The 20,631-nt window shown below is 65.6% G+C and carries 19 protein-coding genes; 2 read left to right on the forward strand and 17 right to left on the reverse strand.

The features are described from left to right. Nucleotides 1–77: 77 nt before the first annotated feature. Entirely contained in the window at nucleotides 78–2,477 is a 2,400-nt protein-coding gene (gene ppsA / locus FPJ27_RS29340; RefSeq protein WP_034181126.1) for a phosphoenolpyruvate synthase, read from the reverse strand. Nucleotides 2,478–2,853: 376 nt separating this feature from the next. Here ppsA and FPJ27_RS29345 point away from each other — a divergent pair, with 376 nt between their 5' ends. Next, a complete protein-coding gene (locus tag FPJ27_RS29345) occupies nucleotides 2,854–3,669 on the forward strand; it encodes a pyruvate, water dikinase regulatory protein (protein ID WP_034181125.1) in 816 nt (271 codons plus the stop codon). 103 nt (nucleotides 3,670–3,772) lie between these two features. Here FPJ27_RS29345 and FPJ27_RS29350 read toward each other — a convergent pair whose 3' ends face one another. The 16 genes from FPJ27_RS29350 to rpsB all read right to left on the reverse strand — a co-directional run bounded on the left by FPJ27_RS29350 (nucleotide 3,773) and on the right by rpsB (nucleotide 19,402). Continuing rightward, nucleotides 3,773–4,555: an RNA methyltransferase gene (locus FPJ27_RS29350; RefSeq protein ID WP_204423665.1), complete on the reverse strand. Its 783-nt coding sequence runs from the start codon at nucleotides 4,553–4,555 to the stop codon at nucleotides 3,773–3,775. Beyond that, nucleotides 4,552–5,196 carry a ribonuclease HII gene (gene rnhB, locus FPJ27_RS29355; protein ID WP_034184751.1) on the reverse strand — a complete coding sequence of 215 codons (645 nt, stop codon included), beginning with the start codon at nucleotides 5,194–5,196 and terminating at the stop codon, nucleotides 4,552–4,554. The genes FPJ27_RS29350 and rnhB overlap by 4 nt, the downstream gene beginning before the upstream one ends. After that, nucleotides 5,193–6,362 carry a lipid-A-disaccharide synthase gene (lpxB, locus tag FPJ27_RS29360; RefSeq protein ID WP_072437096.1) on the reverse strand — a complete coding sequence of 390 codons (1,170 nt, stop codon included), beginning with the start codon at nucleotides 6,360–6,362 and terminating at the stop codon, nucleotides 5,193–5,195. Before lpxB ends, rnhB begins: the two co-directional genes overlap by 4 nt. A 3-nt stretch (nucleotides 6,363–6,365) precedes the next feature. Continuing rightward, on the reverse strand, nucleotides 6,366–7,154 hold the full coding sequence (lpxA, locus tag FPJ27_RS29365; protein ID WP_204423666.1) for an acyl-ACP--UDP-N-acetylglucosamine O-acyltransferase: 789 nt from the start codon (nucleotides 7,152–7,154) through the stop codon (nucleotides 6,366–6,368). Between the two features lie 58 nt (nucleotides 7,155–7,212). Continuing rightward, the gene (gene fabZ / locus FPJ27_RS29370) at nucleotides 7,213–7,680 is read right to left on the reverse strand and encodes a 3-hydroxyacyl-ACP dehydratase FabZ (RefSeq protein ID WP_006495559.1); all 468 of its coding nucleotides are present in this window, start codon (nucleotides 7,678–7,680) and stop codon (nucleotides 7,213–7,215) included. A 129-nt stretch (nucleotides 7,681–7,809) separates the two neighbouring features. Then, nucleotides 7,810–8,889 carry a UDP-3-O-(3-hydroxymyristoyl)glucosamine N-acyltransferase gene (gene lpxD / locus FPJ27_RS29375; RefSeq protein WP_204423668.1) on the reverse strand — a complete coding sequence of 360 codons (1,080 nt, stop codon included), beginning with the start codon at nucleotides 8,887–8,889 and terminating at the stop codon, nucleotides 7,810–7,812. 16 nt (nucleotides 8,890–8,905) lie between these two features. Beyond that, nucleotides 8,906–9,403, reverse strand: coding sequence for an OmpH family outer membrane protein (locus FPJ27_RS29380; RefSeq protein ID WP_204356074.1), 498 nt, complete (start codon nucleotides 9,401–9,403; stop codon nucleotides 8,906–8,908). 64 nt (nucleotides 9,404–9,467) lie between these two features. Continuing rightward, entirely contained in the window at nucleotides 9,468–11,777 is a 2,310-nt protein-coding gene (gene bamA, locus FPJ27_RS29385) for an outer membrane protein assembly factor BamA (RefSeq protein ID WP_083533996.1), read from the reverse strand. A 62-nt stretch (nucleotides 11,778–11,839) separates the two neighbouring features. After that, a complete protein-coding gene (gene rseP / locus FPJ27_RS29390; RefSeq protein ID WP_204423670.1) occupies nucleotides 11,840–13,225 on the reverse strand; it encodes an RIP metalloprotease RseP in 1,386 nt (461 codons plus the stop codon). A gap of 11 nt (nucleotides 13,226–13,236) precedes the next feature. Beyond that, nucleotides 13,237–14,433, reverse strand: a complete 1,197-nt coding sequence (locus tag FPJ27_RS29395; RefSeq protein ID WP_072437091.1) for a 1-deoxy-D-xylulose-5-phosphate reductoisomerase — start codon at nucleotides 14,431–14,433, stop codon at nucleotides 13,237–13,239. 15 nt (nucleotides 14,434–14,448) lie between these two features. Then, nucleotides 14,449–15,270 (reverse strand): phosphatidate cytidylyltransferase, encoded by an 822-nt coding sequence (locus tag FPJ27_RS29400; protein WP_204423673.1) that lies wholly within the window; start codon nucleotides 15,268–15,270, stop codon nucleotides 14,449–14,451. After that, nucleotides 15,264–16,046 (reverse strand): polyprenyl diphosphate synthase, encoded by a 783-nt coding sequence (uppS, locus tag FPJ27_RS29405; protein ID WP_034207662.1) that lies wholly within the window; start codon nucleotides 16,044–16,046, stop codon nucleotides 15,264–15,266. The genes FPJ27_RS29400 and uppS overlap by 7 nt, the downstream gene beginning before the upstream one ends. A 49-nt stretch (nucleotides 16,047–16,095) precedes the next feature. Next, the gene (frr, locus tag FPJ27_RS29410; protein WP_021159105.1) at nucleotides 16,096–16,656 is read right to left on the reverse strand and encodes a ribosome recycling factor; all 561 of its coding nucleotides are present in this window, start codon (nucleotides 16,654–16,656) and stop codon (nucleotides 16,096–16,098) included. A gap of 91 nt (nucleotides 16,657–16,747) precedes the next feature. Further along, entirely contained in the window at nucleotides 16,748–17,461 is a 714-nt protein-coding gene (gene pyrH, locus FPJ27_RS29415) for a UMP kinase (RefSeq protein ID WP_006402648.1), read from the reverse strand. Between the two features lie 156 nt (nucleotides 17,462–17,617). After that, nucleotides 17,618–18,499 (reverse strand): translation elongation factor Ts, encoded by an 882-nt coding sequence (tsf, locus tag FPJ27_RS29420; RefSeq protein WP_072437256.1) that lies wholly within the window; start codon nucleotides 18,497–18,499, stop codon nucleotides 17,618–17,620. A gap of 162 nt (nucleotides 18,500–18,661) precedes the next feature. Further along, nucleotides 18,662–19,402, reverse strand: a complete 741-nt coding sequence (gene rpsB, locus FPJ27_RS29425) for a 30S ribosomal protein S2 (RefSeq protein WP_011352461.1) — start codon at nucleotides 19,400–19,402, stop codon at nucleotides 18,662–18,664. 389 nt (nucleotides 19,403–19,791) lie between these two features. On the opposite strand from rpsB, the gene map reads away from it, so the two are divergent. Beyond that, entirely contained in the window at nucleotides 19,792–20,607 is an 816-nt protein-coding gene (gene map, locus FPJ27_RS29430) for a type I methionyl aminopeptidase (protein WP_072437089.1), read from the forward strand. Nucleotides 20,608–20,631 lie beyond the last annotated feature (24 nt).

The following is a 20,631-nucleotide window of genomic DNA, read 5'->3' on the forward strand; positions in this document are numbered from 1 at the left end:
ATAGCATGAACCTTGCATTTTGCCTTCAACGAAAGCGCGGTGGACCCGCGCTTTCGCCGAAGGTGCGTTACCGGCCGTTACTTCCGGTTGGCGAGCGCCTGCCACGTATCGATGATCGTGTCCGGGTTCAGCGAGATCGACACGATGCCTTCGTCGGCCAGCCATTGCGCGAAGTCCGGGTGATCGGACGGGCCCTGGCCGCAGATGCCGACGTACTTGCCCATCTTGCGGCAGGTATCGATCGCACGCTTCAGCAGGAACTTGACGGCCGGATCGCGTTCGTCGAAGTCGACCGCCAGCAGTTCCATGCCCGAGTCGCGGTCGAGGCCGAGCGTGAGCTGCGTGAGGTCGTTCGAGCCGATCGAGAAACCGTCGAAGTGCTGCAGGAAGTCTTCGGCGAGGATCGCGTTGGTCGGGACTTCGCACATCATCACGAGGCGCAGGCCGTTTTCGCCGCGCTTCAGGCCGAACTTCTCGAGCAGGCCGACGACACGTTCCGCCTGCTTCACGGTACGCACGAACGGCACCATGATCTCGACGTTGGTCAGGCCCATCTCGTCGCGCACGCGCTTCAATGCACGGCACTCCATCTCGAACGCCGGTGCGAAGTCTTCAGCGATGTAGCGCGACGCGCCGCGGAAGCCCAGCATCGGGTTTTCCTCGTCCGGCTCGTAACGCGAACCGCCGATCAGCTTCTTGTACTCGTTCGACTTGAAGTCGGACAGGCGCACGATCACGGGCTTCGGATAGAACGCCGCGGCGATCGTCGCGACACCTTCCGTCAGCTTGTCGACGTAGAACTGACGCGGCGACGCGTGGCCGCGCGCGACGCTCTCGACAGCCTTCTTCAAGTCCTGGTCGATGTTCGGGTACTCGAGAATCGCCTTCGGGTGAACGCCGATGTTGTTGTTGATGATGAACTCGAGACGCGCGAGGCCCACGCCGCCGTTCGGCAGCTGCGAGAAGTCGAACGCGAGCTGCGGGTTGCCGACGTTCATCATGATCTTGACCGGGATTTCCGGCAGTTCGCCGCGCTGCACTTCCGTGACTTCCGTCTCGAGCAGGCCGTCGTAGATCTTGCCTTCGTCGCCTTCCGCGCACGACACGGTGACGAGCGCGCCGTCCTTCAGCACGTCGGTTGCGTCGCCGCAGCCGACGACCGCCGGCACGCCGAGCTCACGCGCGATGATCGCCGCGTGGCAGGTCCGGCCGCCACGGTTCGTGACGATCGCGGCTGCACGCTTCATCACCGGCTCCCAGTTCGGGTCGGTCATGTCGGCAACCAGCACGTCGCCCGGCTGCACGCGTTCCATTTCCGACGGATCCTGGATCACGCGCACGCGGCCCGCGCCGATCTTCTGGCCGATCGCACGGCCCGTCGCGAGAACCTGCGACTGGCCCTTCAGCTTGAAGCGCTGCTCGGCCTTGCCGCTCGCCTGGCTCTTCACCGTTTCCGGACGCGCCTGCAGGATGAAGATCTTGCCGTCGCGGCCGTCCTTGCCCCACTCGATGTCCATCGGACGCTGGTAGTGCTTCTCGATGATGACCGCGTACTTCGCCAGCTCGATCACGTCCTCGTCGGTGATCGAGTAGCGGTTGCGCTGCTCGTGCGACACGTCGACCGTCTTCACGCGGCCCGGCTCGCCCGGCTGCGTGAATTCCATCTTGATCAGCTTCGAGCCGATCGAGCGGCGGATGATCGGGTATTTGTCCTGTGCGAGCGTCGTCTTGAACACATAGAACTCGTCCGGGTTCACCGCGCCCTGCACGACGGTTTCGCCCAGGCCGTAGCTCGACGTGATGAACACGGCGTCCTTGAAGCCCGATTCGGTGTCGATCGTGAACATCACGCCGGCGGCGCCGACGTCCGAGCGGACCATGCGCTGCACGCCGGCCGACAGAGCGACCTCGGCGTGCGTGAAGCCCTTGTGCACGCGGTACGAGATCGCGCGGTCGTTATACAGCGACGCGAACACGTGCTTCATGCGGTCGAGCACGTCTTCGATGCCGACGACGTTCAGGTACGACTCCTGCTGGCCGGCGAACGATGCGTCGGGCAGGTCTTCCGCGGTCGCGGACGAGCGCACGGCGAACGACAGCTCGCCCGGCGAGCCGTTCTTCAGGACTTCGAACTGCGCGCGGATTTCCTGCTCGAGGCGCGCCTGCATCGGCGCGTCGACGATCCACTTGCGGATTTCGGCACCGGCTTCGGCGAGCGCCTTCACGTCGTCGATGTCGAGCGACTCGAGACGCTTGGCGATGCGGTCGGTAAGGTCGTTGTGCGTGAGGAAATCGCGGAAGGCGAGCGCGGTCGTGGCGAAACCGGTGGGCACGCGAACGCCAGCTTCGGAAAGCTGGCTGATCATCTCGCCGAGCGACGCATTCTTGCCGCCGACGATCTCCACATCGGTCATCCGCAACTGCTCGAACGGAATTACATACGCCTGGTCCTTTGCGACGTTTGCTGCGTTAGTCATACAAGCCCCTAAGTGTGAAAAAAATGCTCGATCGCGCAAGTGGGCTTGGACGCGGGCGCTTGCAAAAAGGCGCGGCGCGTCTTGCGCAACCTGTTAGATAAACACTCGCAGGGCGGAAAATCTTCCGACCCGATTTGCAAAAATCCCGGCAGAAGGGCGATATTTGCAGACAAATCGCCAAACTTGCCGGGAATTTTGGAATCGAGCGGCGAAGCCACGGGCGCCGTTCGCGCCCTGCCCCCGCAATTGCTTATCCAACAGGTTGCCGCTATTCTACCGTGCCGGCTGCCGGATGTGGCGCGACCTTGTCACTGTGTCTGGAGGCGAACCTCCAGCCGCCCCGTGCAACCGCCCTTCACGTTCGACGCCCAGATTCATGCTGCCTACCGTTTTCATCGTCTCCGACGGCACCGGGATTACTGCCGAAACCTTCGCGCACTCGATCCTCTCCCAGTTCGACCAGAAATTCCGTCTCGTGCGCGTGCCGTTCGTCGACTCGCTCGACAAGGCCTATGCGACCGTCGAGAAGATCAACGAGGCCGCCGTGCACGACGGCCGCCGCGCGATCGTATTCACGACGCTCGTCGACAGCGAGTCGAACGACATCGTCAAGCGCTCGAACGCGCTCGTGCTCGACATGTTCCAGCGCTTCGTCGAGCCGCTCGAGCAGGAGCTGGAGCTCAAGTCGAGCCACGCGATGGGCCGCGGCCACCAGAACGCGGATACCGAGGAATACAAGACGCGGATCGAGGCGATCAACTTCTCGCTCGCGCACGACGACGGCCAGTCGAACCGCAACCTGTCGGAGGCCGACGTGATCCTCGTCGGCGTGTCGCGCAGCGGCAAGACGCCGACGAGCCTGTATCTCGCGATGCAGTACGGCGTGAAGGCCGCGAACTATCCGCTGATTCCGGAAGACTTCGAACGCGGCAAGCTGCCGTCGGCGCTCTCCGCGCACCGCGAAAAGCTGTTCGGGCTGTCGATCGACCCGCAGCGCCTGTCCGAGATCCGCAACGAGCGACGGCCGGGCAGCAAGTACGCGGCGCCCGAGAACTGCCGCTTCGAGATCAACGAGGCCGAAGCGATGATGCGTCGCGAAGGGATCAAGTGGCTGTCGTCGACGCACAAGTCGATCGAGGAAATCGCGACGACGATCCTGCAGGAAATCCGCCTCGACCGGCAGTCGTACTGAGCGCCGGCGCGCTTGCGGCCGCTCGGCCGCAGCCGGAAACAAAAAGGCCGCCTGCACATGCAGGCGGCCTTTTTCGTGGTGCGGGGAATGCTTGCGTGGGGCGTCACGCAGGCCGCTGCTGTCGCACCTGCTCGAACAGGCAGATCGCCGCTGCTGCCGCGACATTCAGCGACTCCATCCCGCCCGGCTGCGGAATCGTCACGCGATGCGTGGCCGCATCGCGCCAGAACGCCGATACGCCGGCGCCCTCGTTGCCGAACACCCATGCGACGGGCCCCGACAGGTCGCAGTCGTAGAGCGCCTGCGCGCCATGCGAATCGGTCAGCGCGACCGGTACGTCGAGGCGTTCGGCGAGCGCCGCGGCGTCAACGTCTTCGTGGATCGACAGCAGGAAATGCGCGCCCATGCCCGAGCGCAGCACCTTCGACGACCACGCGTAGGCCGTGCCCGGCGCACAGAACACGTGGCGCACACCGGCCGCCGCGGCGCTGCGCAGGATCGAGCCGACGTTGCCGGCGTCCTGCACGCCGTCGAGCACGACCGACGTGTGCGTCACGCGCTCAGGCAGCGGTTGCGCCGGCCGGTCGACGAGCAGCAGGAACCCGACGCCGTTGACGACGTTCGACAACTGCCCGAACAGCGCTTCGGGCAGCGTGACGACACGCTGCGCGTCGATGCGCGCGACGATCGCCTGCGCCTCGGCGTGGCCGAGCGCGCCTTCGGTCGCCACGCACAGCTCGGGCGTCGCACCCGTATCGAGGTACGCGCTCGCGAGATGGAATCCTTCGAGCATCGCCTGGCCGCCGCGGCGCTGATGGTGCGTCGAACCCGCGAGCGCCTTCAGGCGCTTGTACAGCGGGTTGTCACGGGAAGTAATGCTTTTCATCGAATCAGGTCGAGTGCCGCCCGGACCGGCGCGAACGAGCGCCGGTGCGCTTCGCACGGGCCGTGCTCGCGCAGCGCGGCAAGGTGTTTCGCGGTGCCGTAACCCGCATGCACGTTGAAACCGTACACCGGGAAGCGTTCGTGCAGGTCGACGAGCATGCGGTCGCGCGTGACCTTCGCGAGGATCGACGCGGCCGAGATGCTCGGTACGAGCGCATCGCCGCTGACGATCGCCTCGGCACGCACCGTCAGCGTCGGGCAACGGTTGCCGTCGATCTGCGCGAGCGTCGGCAGGACCGACAGGCCCTCGACGGCCCGCTTCATCGCAAGCATCGTCGCGTGCAGGATGTTCAGCGTATCGATTTCGTCGACGCTTGCCGACGCAACGCAATACGCGCGCGAACGCGCGACGATCAGGTCGTACAGCACGTCGCGCTTCTTCGCGGACAGCGCCTTCGAATCGTCGAGCCCGTCGATCGGCTGCGCCGGATCGAGAATCACCGCCGCGGCCACCACCGGCCCCGCGAGCGGGCCGCGGCCGGCTTCGTCGACGCCGCAGACGATCTCGTCGGGCCGGCTGAAGTCGAAGCCGCCCTGCACGTCGCTCGACGCGCGGCGGCGCGGTGCACGTACTGCCGTCATGCGCGCCCCTTGCGTTGTTCGAGCACGCGCACGACCGCTTCGGCCGCCTTCGCGGCCGTGTTCTGCCGCAGCGAAAGATGCATTTCGGTAAACACGTCGGTCAGCGTGCGGCGGTTCGCGTCGTCGCGCAGCTGCGTGAGCGTCGCATCGGCGAGCGCCTCGGGCGTCGCGAAATGCTGCAGCAGCTCGGGCACGACGAAGCGTCCCGCCAGGATGTTCGGCAAGCCGACATACGGCAGGTAGCCCTGCCGGCGCATGATCTGCCCGGTCAGCCAGGGCACCTTGTACGAGATCACCATCGGCTTCTTCAGCAGCGCGGCTTCCAGCGTGACGGTGCCGCTCTTCACGAGGATCGCGTCGGCGGCCGTCATCGCGACCTGCGAGCGGCCATCGGTAATCGTCAGCGCGAGCTGCGGATGCGCGTCGACGAGCGGCTGCAGCAGCTCGCGCAGCGCGGGCGTCGCCGCCGGCATCACGAACCGCACGCCGGGCTCGCGCTGCTGCATCAGTGCCATCGCCGCGAAGAACGTCGGGCCGATCAGCGCAATCTCCGAGCGCCGGCTGCCCGGCAGCACCGCGATCACGGGACCGTCCGCGGGCAGGCCGAGCGCGATGCGCGCGCCATGCGTGTCGGGCTCCAGCGGGATCTCGTCGGCCAGCGGATGGCCGACGTAGGTCGACGCGACGCCTGCCTTGTCGAGAATCGCCGGCTCGAACGGGAACAGGCACAGCATGTGATCGACGGACTTCGCGATCTTCTTGATCCGGCCGCCGCGCCATGCCCAGATCGACGGGCACACGAAGTGGATCGACGGGATGCCCGCGTCGCGCACGGCCTGTTCGACGCTGAAGTTGAAATCCGGCGCGTCGATGCCGATGAACGCGGCCGGCCGCTCCGCGAGCACCTGGCGCTTCAGCTCGCCGCGAATCCGCAGGATCTCGGGAATCTGGCCCAGCGCCTCGACATAACCGCGCACGGTCAGCTTGTCCATCTGCCAGTGCGAATCGAAGCCCTGCGCGATCATCCGCGGCCCGCCGATCCCGTAATACTGGGCCGATTCGGGCAGCCGCTCGCGCAGCCCGCCGAGCAGCGACGCCGCGAGCAGGTCGCCCGATGGCTCGCCTGCCACCATCGCGAGCCGGAGCTGATTGGTCGGAAACGGCATCGCTTAGCGGATGATGCCGCGTTGCGACGCGTCGATGAACTCGACGAGCGCCTTCACCGGCGCATCGCCGTCGCCGCCCGCCTCCGCCAGCTCGCGCAGCTGCACCTTCGCTTCCTCGAGCGACAGGCCGTTCTTGTACAGCAGGCGGTACGCGCTGCGCAGCGCCGAAATCGCGTCGGGCGAGAAACCGCGCCGGCGCAGCCCTTCGATGTTGATCCCGTGCGGCTCGGCCTTGTTGCCTGCCGCGATCACGAACGGCGGAATGTCCTGCACGAGCGCCGACGCGCCGCCCAGCATCGAGTGAGCACCGATGCGCACGAACTGGTGAACGCCCGACATCCCGCCGACGATCGCCCAGTCGCCGATCTCGACGTGGCCGGCCATCTGCGCGTTGCTCGACAGGATCACGTGGCTGCCGACGCTGCAGTCATGGCCGATGTGCACATAGGCCATGATCCAGTTGTCGTCGCCGAGCGTCGTCACGCCGACGTCCTGCACGGTGCCCGTGTGGATCGTCGTGAATTCGCGGATCGTGTTGCGGTTGCCGATCACGAGCTTCGTCGGCTCGTCCTTGTACTTCATGTCCTGCGGACGGCCGCCGACCGATGCGTAATGGCCGATGCGATTGTCCTCGCCGAGCGTCGTGTGGCCTTCGATCACGCTGTGCGAGCCGATCGTCGTGCGCGCGCCGATCGTGACGTTCGGGCCGACGATCGCATACGGGCCGATCTCGACCGATTCGTCGATCTGCGCGCCCGGTTCGACAATCGCGGTGGGATGAATCCTGGTCATGCGCCGTTGCCTCTCGATGTGAAGTGTCGCGTTGCGTTGCCCATGCGTGCCGCGTCGCTCAGGGCGCCGCGTCGGCCGTCTTGACCGTGCACATCAGTTCGGCTTCCGCCGCCACCTTGCCGTCCACTTCCGCCACCGCCTTGAACTTCCAGATGCCGCGGATGTAGCGTTCGAACGTCACGTTCAGAATCAGTTGGTCGCCCGGTTCGACCACACGCTTGAAGCGCGCACCGTCGATCCCGACGAAGTAGTACAGCGTGTTCTCCGGATCCTTCGGCTGCTCTTCCGCGAAGGTCAGCAGCGCCGCGGCCTGCGCGAGCGCCTCGAGGATCAGCACGCCCGGCATCACCGGCCGCTTCGGGAAGTGCCCCTGGAAGAACGGCTCGTTGATCGACACGTTCTTCAGCGCTTTGATCCCTTTGTGCGGCTCGAGTTCGAGCACGCGATCGACGAGCAGAATCGGGTAGCGATGCGGCAGCAGCGTGAGGATCTTGTGGATGTCGAGATTGATTTTTTCAGTGCTCATGATGGTTCGTCTCACGCAGAGGCTGCGCGGTGGTAATGCAAAGGCTGAAGCGGGCCGCCATGCGGCCCAGTCTGACAAACCGGACCGGTTGCGCTGGCCGTGCCCGGTTGGTGGTCTCGCATGGCGCGCTCAGGCTTCCGTGCCGCCCTGGGCGGCGAGCGCGGCTTCGAGCGCCTTGATGCGGTCGCGCAGCTTGTCGAGGTTGCGCACGAGCGCGGCGCTCTTGTTCCATTCGCCGTGGTCGACGGCCGGGAACGCGCTGGTATAGATGCCGGCTTTCGGCAGCGACTTCGATACGCCCGACTTCGCGGTGATGATGACGTAGTCGCCGAGCGTCACATGGCCGGCAATCCCGGCCGCGCCGCCGATCATGCAGTGGCGGCCGATCGTCGTGCTGCCCGCGATGCCGGCGCTGCCGGCGATCACGGTATAGGCGCCGATCCGGCAGTTGTGCCCGATCTGCACCTGGTTGTCGATCTTCACGCATTCCTCGATGACGGTGTCCGCCATCGCGCCGCGATCGATCGTCGTGTTCGCGCCGATCTCGACGTCCGGGCCGATCGATACGCCGCCGACCTGCGGGATCTTGACCCAGCTGCCGGTGCGGGCGTCGCCGTCGCCGACGAAATCCGGCGCGAAGCCGAAGCCGTCGGAGCCGATCACCGCGCCCGCATGGACGATCGCGCGCGGTCCGACCTTGCAGCCGTGATACACCGATGCGTTGGGATAAAGGTGCGAGCCTGCGCCGATCGTCGTGCCGCGGCCGACGAATACGTTCGCGTCGAGCTGCACGCCGTCCTCGATCACCGCGCCGGCCTCGACCGTCACGTGCGGGCCGATCACCGCGCTCGCGGCGACCTTCGCGGCCGGATCGATCGTCGCGCTCGGATGCACACCGGCGGCGCGCGGCGGCGCGGCCAGGTCGATGAACATCTGCGCGACGCGCGCGAAGTACGCGTACGGATTCGGCGTCACGATGAAATTGCGACCGTTAGCGGCCGCGCCCAGCTTTTCCAGATCCTTCGGTGCGATCAGCACCGCGCCTGCGCGGGTCGACTCGACCTGCGACAGGTACTTCGGATTCGCGAGGAACGCGAGTTGCTGAGGGCCTGCCTGGTCGAGCGGCGCGAGCCCGCTCACCTTGCACTGTGCGTCGCCGGCGATCTCGCCGCCGAACCGCTTTACGAGTTCCTCAAGCGTCAATGCCATTCGTCGTCTGCTCCGTTCAGTTCGCCGAGCCGGACGCGAGCGCCTTGAGCACCTTGTCGGTGATGTCGATGCGCGGGCTGACGTACACGGCCTCCTGCACGATCAGGTCGTAGTTCTGCTGCTCGGCGATCTGCTTGATGACCTTGTTCGCCCGCTCCAGCACGGCCGCCAGTTCCTCGTTGCGACGCTGGTTCAGGTCTTCGCGGAACTCGCGCTGCTTGCGCTGGAAGTCGGTATCGAGCTGGGCGAGATCGCGCTGCTTCTGCGCGCGATCGGCCGCCGACATCGACGTGCCGCCCTTGTCCAGCGAATCGGACATCGACTTCAGGCGCGCCGCCAGATCCTGCAGATCCTTGTCGCGCTTCGCGAACTCGGCTTCGAGCTTCGTCTGCGCCGCCTTCGCGGGCGCCGACTCGCGCAGGATCCGATCCGAATTGACCGCCGCGATGCGGGCGACGTCCTGTGCGTGAACCGTCGCCGCGCCCAGGGCCAGCGCAACGGTCAGCGCGCACATCACTCGTTTCGAAAACTTACCGGTTAGCAAAATTACCCTCTCGTTGCTGTTGTCATGCGTTCGGTCAGAACGCCGTCCCGATCTGGAACTGGAATTTCTGGTACTGGTCGCCTTCGTGCTTCTGCAGCGGGAAGCCGAGGCTCAGCTTCAGCGGGCCGATCGGCGAGATCCACGCGAGACCCACACCATAGCCGTAACGCAGGCCGTTGGCGCCCGTACTCGTGCCGCCCGGCGCGTTGCCCCACACGTTACCGCCGTCGAGGAACGTGAACACGCGCAGCGTACGGTCGTAGCCGGTGCCCGGCAGCGGGAACGTCAGCTCGATGTTGCCGACCAGCATCTTCGAACCGCCGATCGGGTCGTTCGTCTTCGTGTCGCGCGGGCCCAGCGAGCTCGGCTCATAGCCACGCACGGAGCCGATACCGCCCGCGTAGTAGTTCTTGAAGATCGGGTACGGGTTGCCGATACCGTTACCGTAGCCGCCCTGCAGGTTCAGGCCCAGGATGAAGCCGCGCGAGAACGAATAGTAGTACTGCGCCTGCAGGTCGGCCTTGTAGTACTGGATCTTGCCGACCGGCACGCCGTACTCCATGTTCGCCTGCGTGAAGTAACCGCGGCTCGGAATCAGCGCGCTGTCGCGCGCGTCGCGCGACCACGCGACGGTCAGCGGCACCGTGTTCGACACGCGGCCGAACTGGTTCACGTAATCCTGGTAGCTCTGCGGCGTGTTCGAATCGACGTCGAGGCGGTTCTGCTCGAAGCCCGCGCCGAAGTAGACGGTGTCGACTTCCGAGAACGGGATGCCGAACTTCAGGTTGCCGCCCGCGCTGATGATCCGGAAGCTCGAGCTCGTCGAATAGTAGAGCGGCTGGTACGTCCGGTAGTAGACGTCCGTGATCCGCTTGATGCCGTCGACCGTGAAGTACGGGTCGACCTGCGTGACGGTCAGCGTGCGGTAGCTCTTCGCGGTGTTGACGTTCACCGACAGGCTGGTACCCGAACCGAACACGTTGTCCTGCGACACGCCGGCCGACAGCACGACCTTGTCCGTCGACGAGAAGCCGGCGCCCAGCGTGATCGCGCCGGTCGGCTTTTCGTCGACCTTCACGTTCACGTCGACCTGGTCGTTCGTGCCTTCGACCGGCACCGTCGTCACGTCGACGTTGGTGAAGTAGCCGAGACGGTTCACGCGGTCCTTCGACAGCGCGAGGCGGTTCGAATCGAACCACGAGCTTTCGAGCTGGCGCATTTCGCGGCGCACCACTTCGTCGCGCGTGCGCGTGTTGCCGACGACGTTGATGCGGCGCACGTACACGCGGCGGCTCGGATCGACGACGAGGTTCAGGTTCACCTTGTGGTTCGCCTGGTCGATGTCCGGCTGCGCGTTGACGGCCGCGAATGCATAGCCGTATTCACCGAGCTTGTCGACGATCGACTTGGTGGTCTGCTGCAGCTTTTCGGCCGAGAAGCGGTCGCCCGGCTTGATCTTGATCAGCTTGTTGAGTTCGGCCTCGCGATCGAGCAGGTTGCCCGACAGCTTGATGCCCGACACCGTGTACGGCTCGCCTTCGTGCAGCGTGACCGTCAGGTACATGTCCTTCTTGTCGGGCGAGATCGACACCTGGGTCGACTCGATGTTGAACTCGAGGTAGCCGCGGTTCAGGTAGTACGAGCGCACGGCCTCGAGGTCGCCCGTCAGCTTTTCCTTCGAGTACAGGTCGTTCTTCGTGTACCAGGAGAACCAGTTCGGCGTCGACAGCTGCATCTCGTCGCGCAGCGTGCTCGTCTTGAACGCCTTGTTGCCGATGAAGTTGATCTGGCGGATCTTCGCGCTCGGGCCTTCGGCAACCGCGAACAGGATCGATACGCGGTTCGCGTCGACCGGCGTGACCGTCGTCTTGACTTCGGCCGCGTAGAAGCCGCGCGTCAGGTACTGGCGCTTGAGCTCCTGCTCCGCCTTGTCGACGAGTGCCTTGTCGTAGTAGCGGCCGTCGGCGAGACCGACGGCGCGCAGCGCCTTCGTCAGGTTGTCCTTGTCGAATTCCTTCGTGCCGGTGAAGTCGATCGACGCGATCGCCGGACGCTCCTGCACCTGCACGATCACGACGTTGCCCTGCGTGGCGATGCGCACGTCGTTGAAGAAGCCCGTCGCGTACAGCGCGCGGATTGCTTCGGATGCCTTGTCGTCCGTGAAGGTATCGCCCTGCTTGATCGGCAGATAGGCGAACACCGAACCCGCTTCGACGCGCTGCAGCCCCTCGATCTTGATGTCTTGCACCACGAACGGTGCCGCTGCATGCGCCGCGAGGCCGTGCGCGGCGAGCGCGGCCGCTGCAACTGTCTTAGGTACAAAGCGATGAGGTTTGAACAACATGCATCCCCAATATTTAAGCTGCATCAAATCGGGCGACTGCCCAGCGGCGGCCGCCTGACGCTTCAGAAATGGATTAGCCGAGCCAGATCGTTGAACAGCGCGATCGCCGACAACGCGACGATGCAGATCAACCCGGCTCTTTGCAGAATCAGTTGCCAGCGCTCCGAGACGGCTTTCCCGGTCGCGGCTTCAACCGCATAATATAACAGATGCCCCCCGTCCAAAACGGGAATCGGCAACAAGTTCAGGACGCCAAGGCTAATGCTGACAAGGGCGAGGAACGACAGGAACGCCGACGGACCGAGCCGTGCACTCTTGCCCGCGTAGTCGGCGATCGTCACGGGGCCGGACAGGTTCTTCAGCGACGCGTTGCCCGTGATCATCCGCCCGAACATCCGCAGCGAATACACGGAGATGTCCCACGTGCGGTGCACGCCGAGCCGCAGGCTCTCGATCGGCCCGTAGCGCACGTCGACGGACGGCGTGTGCATCGACAGCGCCGCGCCGATCCGGCCGACCTGCTGCCCCGATTCGTCGTCGCGCTGCATCTGCGGCACGATCGATACCGTCTGCGCGGCGCCGTCGCGCTCGATCCGCAGGTCGAGCGCCTTGCCCGCATGGTGCTTGACGGAATCGATGAAGCGCGACGCGCCGCCGATCGGCTTGCCGTCGAGCGCGACCAGCTTGTCGCCGGCCTTCAGGCCCGCCTGCTCCGCCGCGCTGCCGGGCTGCACCGATGCGACCGACAGCGTGCCGCCGCCGGCCTCGAAGCCCAGGTGCGTCATGAAATCGTCGTCGAGCTGGCTTTCGGGAACATTGCGGAGGTCGACGCGGAAATCGAACGTCGCGCTGCCGTCGCGCGCGCCGAGCACGATCTCGCGATGATCGAACGCGGCCGCCAGCAGCTTCCAGCGCAGGTCCGACCACGACCGCACCGGCTCCGACTCGCCGCCCTGCGCATCGCCTACGCGCACGTTGCGGATCGACACGATCGTCTCGCTGCCGTCGAAGCCCGCGCGCGCCGCCACCGTGCCGGCGGCCGGCGGCGCGACGATCGCGGCCGGCTCGGTCACGCCGGACGCGAATACGACGGAAAACAGCACGATTGCCAACAGGAAGTTCGCAATCGGCCCGGCCGCAACGATCGCGATGCGCTTGTAGACCGACTGGCGGTTGAATGCCTGGCCGAGCTCCTCCGGCCTGATGCCGGGGCCCGGATCGCGCTCGTCGAGCATCTTCACGTAGCCGCCGAGCGGCAGCGCGGACAGCGTCCACTCGGTGCCCGTCCTGCGGCTGACCCAGCGCGCGACGGGCTGGCCGAAGCCGATCGAGAAACGCAGCACCTTCACGCCGCACCAGCGCGCGACGCGATAATGTCCGTACTCATGCACGACGACCAGCACCCCGATCGCCACCGCAAACGCGATCAGTTCGACCAGCACGTTCATGAGCACTCCATTCAGACAGTACGCTCCACGCGGGGCGCAGGCGCTTTTGCAATGATCGCGGCGGCGAGGCGGCGTGCCTCGGCATCCGCCGCCAGGACGTCGTCGAGCCCGTCGGGTGCACGGTTCGGCAGCGCGTTGAGCACTGCGTCGACCGTCGCCGCGATCGCCATGAAGCCGATCCGGCGCTCGAGAAACGCTTCGACCGCAACTTCGTTCGCCGCGTTCAATGCGGCGCTCGCGATGCCGCCTTCCTCAAGCGCCTTCAGCGCGAGCGCGAGGCACGGGAAGCGCGCGTAATCGGGCTTCTCGAACGACAGCTGCGCGATCTGCGCGAGATCGAGCTGGTCGACGCCCGCATCGACGCGATCGGGAAACGCGAGCGCATGCGCGATCGGCGTGCGCATGTCGGGGTTGCCGAGCTGCGCGAGCACCGAGCCGTCGCGGTACGACACGAGCGAATGGATCACGCTCTGCGGATGGATCAGCACGTCGATCCGGTCGCCCGGCAGCCCGAAGATCCAGTGCGCCTCGATCACCTCGAGACCCTTGTTCATCATCGTCGCGGAATCGACCGAGATCTTGCGGCCCATCACCCAGTTCGGGTGCTTGCACGCCTCGTCCGGCGTAACGTCGACGAGCGTGGCCGGCTCGCGCGTGCGGAACGGGCCGCCCGACGCGGTCAGGATGATCTTCGAGATCCCGCCGTGCTCGCCCGCATCGCGCGGCATGCACTGGAAGATCGCGTTGTGTTCGCTGTCGACCGGCAGCAGGATCGCGCCATGGTCGCGCACGGCGTCCATGAAGATCGCGCCCGACATCACGAGCGCTTCCTTGTTCGCGAGCAGGATCCGCTTGCCGGCACGCGCGGCCGCGAGGCTCGGCGCGAGGCCTGCCGCGCCGACGATCGCCGCGACCACCGTGTCGCAGCCGTCGCTCGTCGACACGTCGACGAGCGCCTGCGGCCCGTGCAGCACGATCGTCTTGCTGCCCGCCGCGCGCAGTTTCGCTTCGACGTGCGCGGCCGTCGCGGCATCGCCGACCACCGCCACTTCAGGCGCGAAGCGCAGGCACTGCTCGACGAGCTTGTCGCCGTTGCGGTGCGCGGTCAGCGCGTAGACCGAGAAACGCTCGGGATGGCGCGCGACCACGTCGAGCGTGCTGTCTCCGATCGAGCCCGTAGAACCGAGCAATGTCAGACGTTTTTGCATAACAGAGATAATGGTTTAACCAAGCAGCAGCATCGCGAGCGGCAGCACCGGCAGCAGCGCGTCGACACGGTCGAGCACGCCGCCATGGCCGGGCAGCAGTCCGCTCGAATCCTTCACACCGGCCTGCCGCTTCAGCAGCGACTCGAACAGGTCGCCGATCACGCTGTACGCAACCAGCAGCGTCAGCGCGGCCCACGCACCGGGCATTCCGTAGCGCACGGCGAATGCGGAAAACAGGGTCGGCTCGAAAGCATGCGCGGCCGTCGCGACACCGGCGACGACCATCACCGCAAGCCAGCCGCCGATCGCGCCTTCCCAGCTCTTGCCGGGACTGATCGTAATGGCCAGTTTACGCTTTCCGAAGGCCTTGCCCGCGAAGTATGCGCCGATATCGGCCAGCCAGACGACCAGAAGCAGCGACAGCACGAACGGCACGCCCTGCGCGCGCGCCGCGACGAGCGCATGCCAGCAGGCCGCGAACACGATCAACCCGGCCGCCAGCAGGAACGGCCGCCAGACGCCGCCCGCAAGTTCGGGCTTGCGCCGCAGCGCGAACGGGCCGACCAGCAGCCAGAACACGCCGGCCGCCATGAAAAGGGGCCGGGACGCAGTCGCATCGATGCCGAGCGGCATGGTGGCCGCCAGCGCGAGCGCCGCGACGACCGCATAGACGACCGGGCCCGCGCCGCCGAGCTTCAGCAGGCGCGCCCATTCCCATGCGGCGAACACGAGCACGACGCCGATCAGCGCGCCGAACGCGGCGAGCGGCGCGAACAGCGTCACCGGCAGCAGCACTGCCAGCATCACGATCGCCGTGATCACACGGGTTTTCAGCATGAAAGGGAGTCGGCGTTCTGCGATTGTGGTTCGAGCTGTGCGCTCGTGCGCCCGAAACGGCGCTCGCGCTCGGTATACGATGCCATCGCGTCGGCCAGTGCCGCGCCGTCGAAATCCGGCCAGTATTTGTCGGTGAAATAGAATTCGGCGTACGCGAGCTGCCACAGCAGGAAGTTGCTGACGCGCTGCTCGCCGCCGGTGCGGATGAAGAGATCGGGCTCCGGCGCATAGGCCATCGCCAGGTGCGGCGCGAATGCGTCCTCGGTCACTTCGACCTCGCGACCCTCGCGCACGGCCTGCTCGACGAGCTTCTTCGTCGCCTGCAGGATGTCCCACCGGCCGCCGTAGTTGGCAGCGATGGTGAGCGTAAGACGGGTGTTGCGCGCCGTCTTGGTCTCGGCGCGGCGAATCAGTTCGCGGATGCGCGGCTCGAAGCGCTCGAGATCGCCGACGACACGCAGGCGGATCCCGTTCGCATGCAGCTTGCCCACCTCGCGCTCGAGCGCGGTGATGAAGAGCCGCATCAGGAACGACACTTCGTCGTTCGGCCGGCGCCAGTTTTCCGAACTGAACGCGAACAGCGTCAGGTATTCGACGCCGGCGCGTGCGCAGCCTTCGACCACCGCCCGCACGGCATCGACGCCGCGGGTATGCCCCGCGACGCGCGGCAAGCGGCGTTCGGTTGCCCAACGGCCGTTGCCGTCCATGATGATCGCGATGTGACGCGGCACGACGCCGACGTCAGGCACGCGAACGGTAGAGCTGGTATAGGTCATGGCCGTTGAGACAGTAATGCGGGAAGAAGGCGGCGCGCGAGGACGGTCGTCAGACCGTCATGATCTCGGCTTCCTTGGTCTGCACGAGCTTGTCGATTTCGGCGACGTGCTTGTCGGTCAGCTTCTGCACGTCGTCGCTCGCACGGCGCTCGTCGTCTTCCGAGATTTCCTTGTCCTTCACGAGCTTCTTGAGCGCTTCGTTCGCGTCGCGGCGCAGGTTGCGGATCGCGACCTTGGCCGTTTCGCCTTCGCTCTTGACGACTTTCGTCAGCTCGCGGCGGCGCTCTTCCGTCAGCGCGGGCATCGGCACGCGGATCAGGTCGCCGGCCGTTGCCGGGTTCAGGCCCAGATCGGCTTCGCGGATGGCCTTCTCGACCTTCGCGACCATGTTCTTTTCCCACGGCTGCACGCCGATCGTGCGCGCGTCGACCAGCGTCAGGTTCGCGACCTGCGAGATCGGCACCATCGACCCGTAGTAGTCGACCTGCACGTGATCGAGCAGACCGGTGTGCGCACGGCCCGTACGGATCTTTGCCAGATCGTTCTTGAACGCTTCGATCGAGCGCTGCATCTTTTGCTCGACGCCCTTCTTGGTATCAGCGACACTCATTTCAACCTCCGAACCTTCAAACCTTCAAAGAACGCGGGCCCCGCACGGCGCATCCTGCGCGCCGCGGCCATTGACCCGCATCCGCGGGAGTTTACACGTGGACGAGCGTACCTTCGTCCTCGCCCAGCACGATGCGCTTGAGCGCGCCCGGCTTGTTGATCGAAAACACGCGAATCGGCAGCTTCTGGTCGCGGCACAGCGCAAACGCCGTCGCGTCCATCACCTGCAGGTTGCGGCTGATCGCCTCGTCGAAGCTGATCGTCGTGTAGCGCGTGGCCGACGGATCCTTCTTCGGATCGGCAGAATATACGCCATCGACCTTGGTCGCCTTCAGTACGACCTCGGCGCCCACTTCCGAACCGCGCAGCGCCGCGGCGGTGTCCGTCGTGAAGAACGGGTTGCCGGTGCCGGCCGCGAAGATCACGACGCGGCCTTCCTCGAGCTGGCGGATCGCGCGCGGCCGGATGTACGGCTCGACGACCTGGTCCATCCGCAGCGCGGATTGCACGCGCGCCTCGATGCCGGCGTGGCGCATCGCGTCCTGCAGCGCCAGCGCGTTCATCATCGTCGCGAGCATCCCCATGTAGTCGGCGGTCGCACGGTCCATGCCGGCCGCGCCGCCCGCGACACCGCGGAAAATATTACCGCCACCGATCACGACCGCCAGCTGCGTACCGAGACGCACGACTTCGGCGATATCGGCCACCATCCGTTCGATCGTCGCGCGATTGATGCCGAAGGCATCGTCGCCCATCAGCGCTTCGCCGGAGAGTTTGAGGAGGACGCGTTTATAGGCATTGGACATAGGGGCTTCCGAGCGACGAGAGGATGACAACCACGAACTGTAGGGGCGAAATACTGATTCGGGCAAGCACCGACGGTCGGACCGGGGTTCCCGGCCGGCCGGCGGCGCCGCCGGCCGCGGCGGAGCGGACGCCCGCCGCGGGTACTGCCTGACTGCTTACTGCTGCTTTGCTGCTGCGACTTGCGCGGCCACTTCGGCGGCGAAGTCGTCCTGGCGCTTCTCGATGCCTTCGCCGACGACGAACAGCGCGAACTTCTGCACGGCGGAATCCGCCGCCTTCAGCATCTGCTCGATCGTCTGCTTGTCGTTCTTCACGAACGTCTGGTTCAGCAGCGACACTTCCTTCAGGTACTTCTGGACGCTACCGTCGACCATCTTCGCGACGATCTCGGCCGGCTTGCCCGATTCTGCAGCCTTCTGCTCGGCCACGCGGCGTTCCGTGTCGATCAGCTCGGCCGGCACGTCGGCCGACGACAGCGCGACCGGCTTCATTGCCGCGATGTGCATCGCGACGTCCTTGCCGACCTGCTCGTCCGCACCCGTGTACTCGACGATCACGCCGATGCGCGCGCCGTGCAGGTACGTTGCGATCTTGTTCGCGGTTTCGAAGCGGACGAAACGGCGGATCGACACGTTCTCGCCGATCTTGCCGATCAGTGCCAGGCGCACTGCGTCGACCGTCGAGCCCTCGAGCGGCAGTGCCGACAGCGCGGCCACGTCGGCCGGGTTCTGCGTCGCGACGAGTTCGGCGACCGTCTTCGAGAATGCGAGGAAGTCGTCGTTCTTCGCGACGAAGTCGGTTTCGCAGTTCAGTTCGACCAGCGCGCCTGCGTTGCCGCCGACGAACGATGCGACGACGCCTTCGGCCGTCACGCGCGATGCCGCCTTGCTCGCCTTGTTGCCGAGCTTGACGCGCAGCAGCTCTTCAGCCTTGGCCAGATCGCCGTCGGCTTCCGTCAGCGCCTTCTTGCACTCCATCATCGGTGCGTCGGTCTTTGCGCGCAGTTCTGCCACCATGCTTGCGGTAATTGCCGCCATCATTCGCTCCTTGAGTCTGTATTCACAACGCCGCCCGCTTGGACGCGAACGGCCGAGATTCGTTTCCGGACCCGCGCCGCTTCGGCGCGATCAGGTCCGGCGCACAAGCTTAAAAAAAGGGGGCCTGTTGAGAGCCCCCTTTTTGCGCCGGCTCGGGGCCAGTTACGCGTTTTCCTCGACGTACTCGTCGTCGCCGCGTGCTGCCTGGACCACTTCGTTGACCGCGTTCGCACGGCCTTCCAGGATCGCGTCGGCCACGCCTTCCGCGTACAGCGCGACTGCCTTGCTCGAGTCGTCGTTGCCCGGGATCACGTAGTCCACACCTTCCGGCGAGTGGTTCGTATCGACCACGGCGATGACCGGCACGCCCAGCTTGTTCGCTTCGGTGACGGCAATCTTGTGGTAGCCGACGTCGACGACGAAGATCGCGTCCGGAATGCCGCCCATGTCCTTCACGCCGCCGATCGACTTCTGCAGCTTGGCGATTTCACGTTCGAACAGCAGCGCTTCCTTCTTGCTCATCTTCTCGGTTTCGCCCGATTCGACGGCCGCTTCCATGTCCTTCAGGCGCTTGATCGACACCTTCAGCGTCTTGAAGTTGGTCATCATGCCGCCGAGCCAGCGTGCGTTGACGTACGGCATGCCCGCGCGCTGCGCTTCCTGGGCGATCGTGTCGCGCGACTGGCGCTTCGTACCGACGAACAGGATCGTGCCGCGGTTCGCTGCCAGCTGGCGCACGTACTTCTGTGCGTCCGTGAACATCGGCAGCGTCTTTTCGAGGTTGATGATGTGAATCTTGTTGCGGTGACCGAAAATGAACGGTGCCATCTTCGGGTTCCAGAAGCGCGTCTGGTGACCGAAGTGGACACCCGCTTCCAGCATTTGGCGCATCGTAACTGCCATGTGAATTCTCCACGAGGGTTGGGTCTTAAGCCGGCCGCCGTACCGCCGCGCGAACCTGCCCCGAATTACTCCGAAAGGCAACGAATTCTGCGCGGCCGGCACCCTGGTTGCGCCGGCTTGCGATTCGGCACGTGCAAAACGCCCGTGCCGTAAGCCTGTCACCGCGATGCCGCCCCAACTTGGGGCAAACTCGGCATTTGGATATCGACTTAGCCAAAGAGTATAGCACGCCGATTTGTCGGCCCTCAAGTCGCCCGCCACTTTCGCTTGCCGCGCGGCAGCCGGCCGGACAATCCTCGAAAACCCGCATCGGCACGGCCGGCAGGGGCTGCGACGCCCGCCATAAGGTGCGATAATCCATCAATTCACCGCATTCCAGGCATACCTCGATGACTATTACGCTCAAAAACGAACACGATATCGCCGAGATGCGCGTCGCCTGCCGTCTCGCGAGCGAAGTGCTCGACTTCATCACGCCGCACGTCGTCGCGGGCGTCACGACCGCCGAACTCGATCGCCTCTGCCACGAGTTCATGCTCAACGAACAGGGCACGATCCCCGCGCCGCTGAACTACCAGCCGCCCGGCTATCCGCCGTACCCGAAGGCCACCTGCATTTCGGTCAACGACGTGATCTGCCACGGCATTCCCGGCGAGAAGGTGATCAAGAACGGCGACGCGCTGAACATCGACATTACCGTGATCAAGAACGGCTACTTCGGCGACACGAGCCGGATGTTCATCGTCGGCGAGGGCTCGATCCTCGCGAAGCGCCTCGTGCAGACCACCTACGAGTGCATGTGGCTCGGCATCGACCAGGTCAAGCCCGGCGCGCACCTCGGCGACATCGGCCACGCGATCCAGAAGCATGCGGAAGCGCAGGGCTACAGCGTCGTGCGCGAATACTGCGGCCACGGCATCGGTACGGTGTTCCACGAGGATCCGCAGGTCGTCCACTATGGCCGTCCGGGCACGGGCATCGAGCTGAAGCCCGGAATGATCTTCACGATCGAGCCGATGATCAACGCCGGCAAGCGCGACATCCGCACGATGCCCGACCAGTGGACGGTCAAGACGCGCGACCGCAGCCTGTCCGCGCAGTGGGAGCACACGGTGCTCGTCACCGAAACCGGCTACGACGTGCTGACCGTGTCGGCCGGCACGCCGGCGCGCCCCGTATTCGCGCAACCGGCCGCCGCAGTCTGAGCGCCGTCGCGCCAGCCCGCCCCG

The organism is Burkholderia sp. MS455 (genome assembly GCF_016899445.1).
Classification (GTDB): Bacteria; Pseudomonadota; Gammaproteobacteria; order Burkholderiales; family Burkholderiaceae; genus Burkholderia; species Burkholderia pyrrocinia_C.

Excerpts from the sequence above, each read along its gene's own strand:
- rpsB (WP_011352461.1), bottom strand. The coding sequence starts at position 19,402 with ATGGCAGTTACGATGCGCCAAATGCTGGAAGCGGGTGTCCACTTCGGT.
- frr (WP_021159105.1), bottom strand. The coding sequence starts at position 16,656 with ATGAGTGTCGCTGATACCAAGAAGGGCGTCGAGCAAAAGATGCAGCGC.
- FPJ27_RS29345 (WP_034181125.1), top strand. The coding sequence starts at position 2,854 with ATGCTGCCTACCGTTTTCATCGTCTCCGACGGCACCGGGATTACTGCC.
- lpxD (WP_204423668.1), bottom strand. The coding sequence starts at position 8,889 with ATGGCATTGACGCTTGAGGAACTCGTAAAGCGGTTCGGCGGCGAGATC.
- lpxA (WP_204423666.1), bottom strand. The coding sequence starts at position 7,154 with ATGACCAGGATTCATCCCACCGCGATTGTCGAACCGGGCGCGCAGATC.
- FPJ27_RS29350 (WP_204423665.1), bottom strand. The coding sequence starts at position 4,555 with ATGAAAAGCATTACTTCCCGTGACAACCCGCTGTACAAGCGCCTGAAG.
- ppsA (WP_034181126.1), bottom strand. The coding sequence starts at position 2,477 with ATGACTAACGCAGCAAACGTCGCAAAGGACCAGGCGTATGTAATTCCG.
- lpxB (WP_072437096.1), bottom strand. The coding sequence starts at position 6,362 with ATGCCGTTTCCGACCAATCAGCTCCGGCTCGCGATGGTGGCAGGCGAG.
- FPJ27_RS29395 (WP_072437091.1), bottom strand. The coding sequence starts at position 14,433 with ATGCAAAAACGTCTGACATTGCTCGGTTCTACGGGCTCGATCGGAGAC.
- FPJ27_RS29400 (WP_204423673.1), bottom strand. The coding sequence starts at position 15,270 with ATGCTGAAAACCCGTGTGATCACGGCGATCGTGATGCTGGCAGTGCTG.
- map (WP_072437089.1), top strand. The coding sequence starts at position 19,792 with ATGACTATTACGCTCAAAAACGAACACGATATCGCCGAGATGCGCGTC.
- tsf (WP_072437256.1), bottom strand. The coding sequence starts at position 18,499 with ATGGCGGCAATTACCGCAAGCATGGTGGCAGAACTGCGCGCAAAGACC.
- rnhB (WP_034184751.1), bottom strand. The coding sequence starts at position 5,196 with ATGACGGCAGTACGTGCACCGCGCCGCCGCGCGTCGAGCGACGTGCAG.
- uppS (WP_034207662.1), bottom strand. The coding sequence starts at position 16,046 with ATGACCTATACCAGCTCTACCGTTCGCGTGCCTGACGTCGGCGTCGTG.
- pyrH (WP_006402648.1), bottom strand. The coding sequence starts at position 17,461 with ATGTCCAATGCCTATAAACGCGTCCTCCTCAAACTCTCCGGCGAAGCG.
- FPJ27_RS29380 (WP_204356074.1), bottom strand. The coding sequence starts at position 9,403 with ATGTGCGCGCTGACCGTTGCGCTGGCCCTGGGCGCGGCGACGGTTCAC.
- rseP (WP_204423670.1), bottom strand. The coding sequence starts at position 13,225 with ATGAACGTGCTGGTCGAACTGATCGCGTTTGCGGTGGCGATCGGGGTG.
- bamA (WP_083533996.1), bottom strand. The coding sequence starts at position 11,777 with ATGTTGTTCAAACCTCATCGCTTTGTACCTAAGACAGTTGCAGCGGCC.
- fabZ (WP_006495559.1), bottom strand. The coding sequence starts at position 7,680 with ATGAGCACTGAAAAAATCAATCTCGACATCCACAAGATCCTCACGCTG.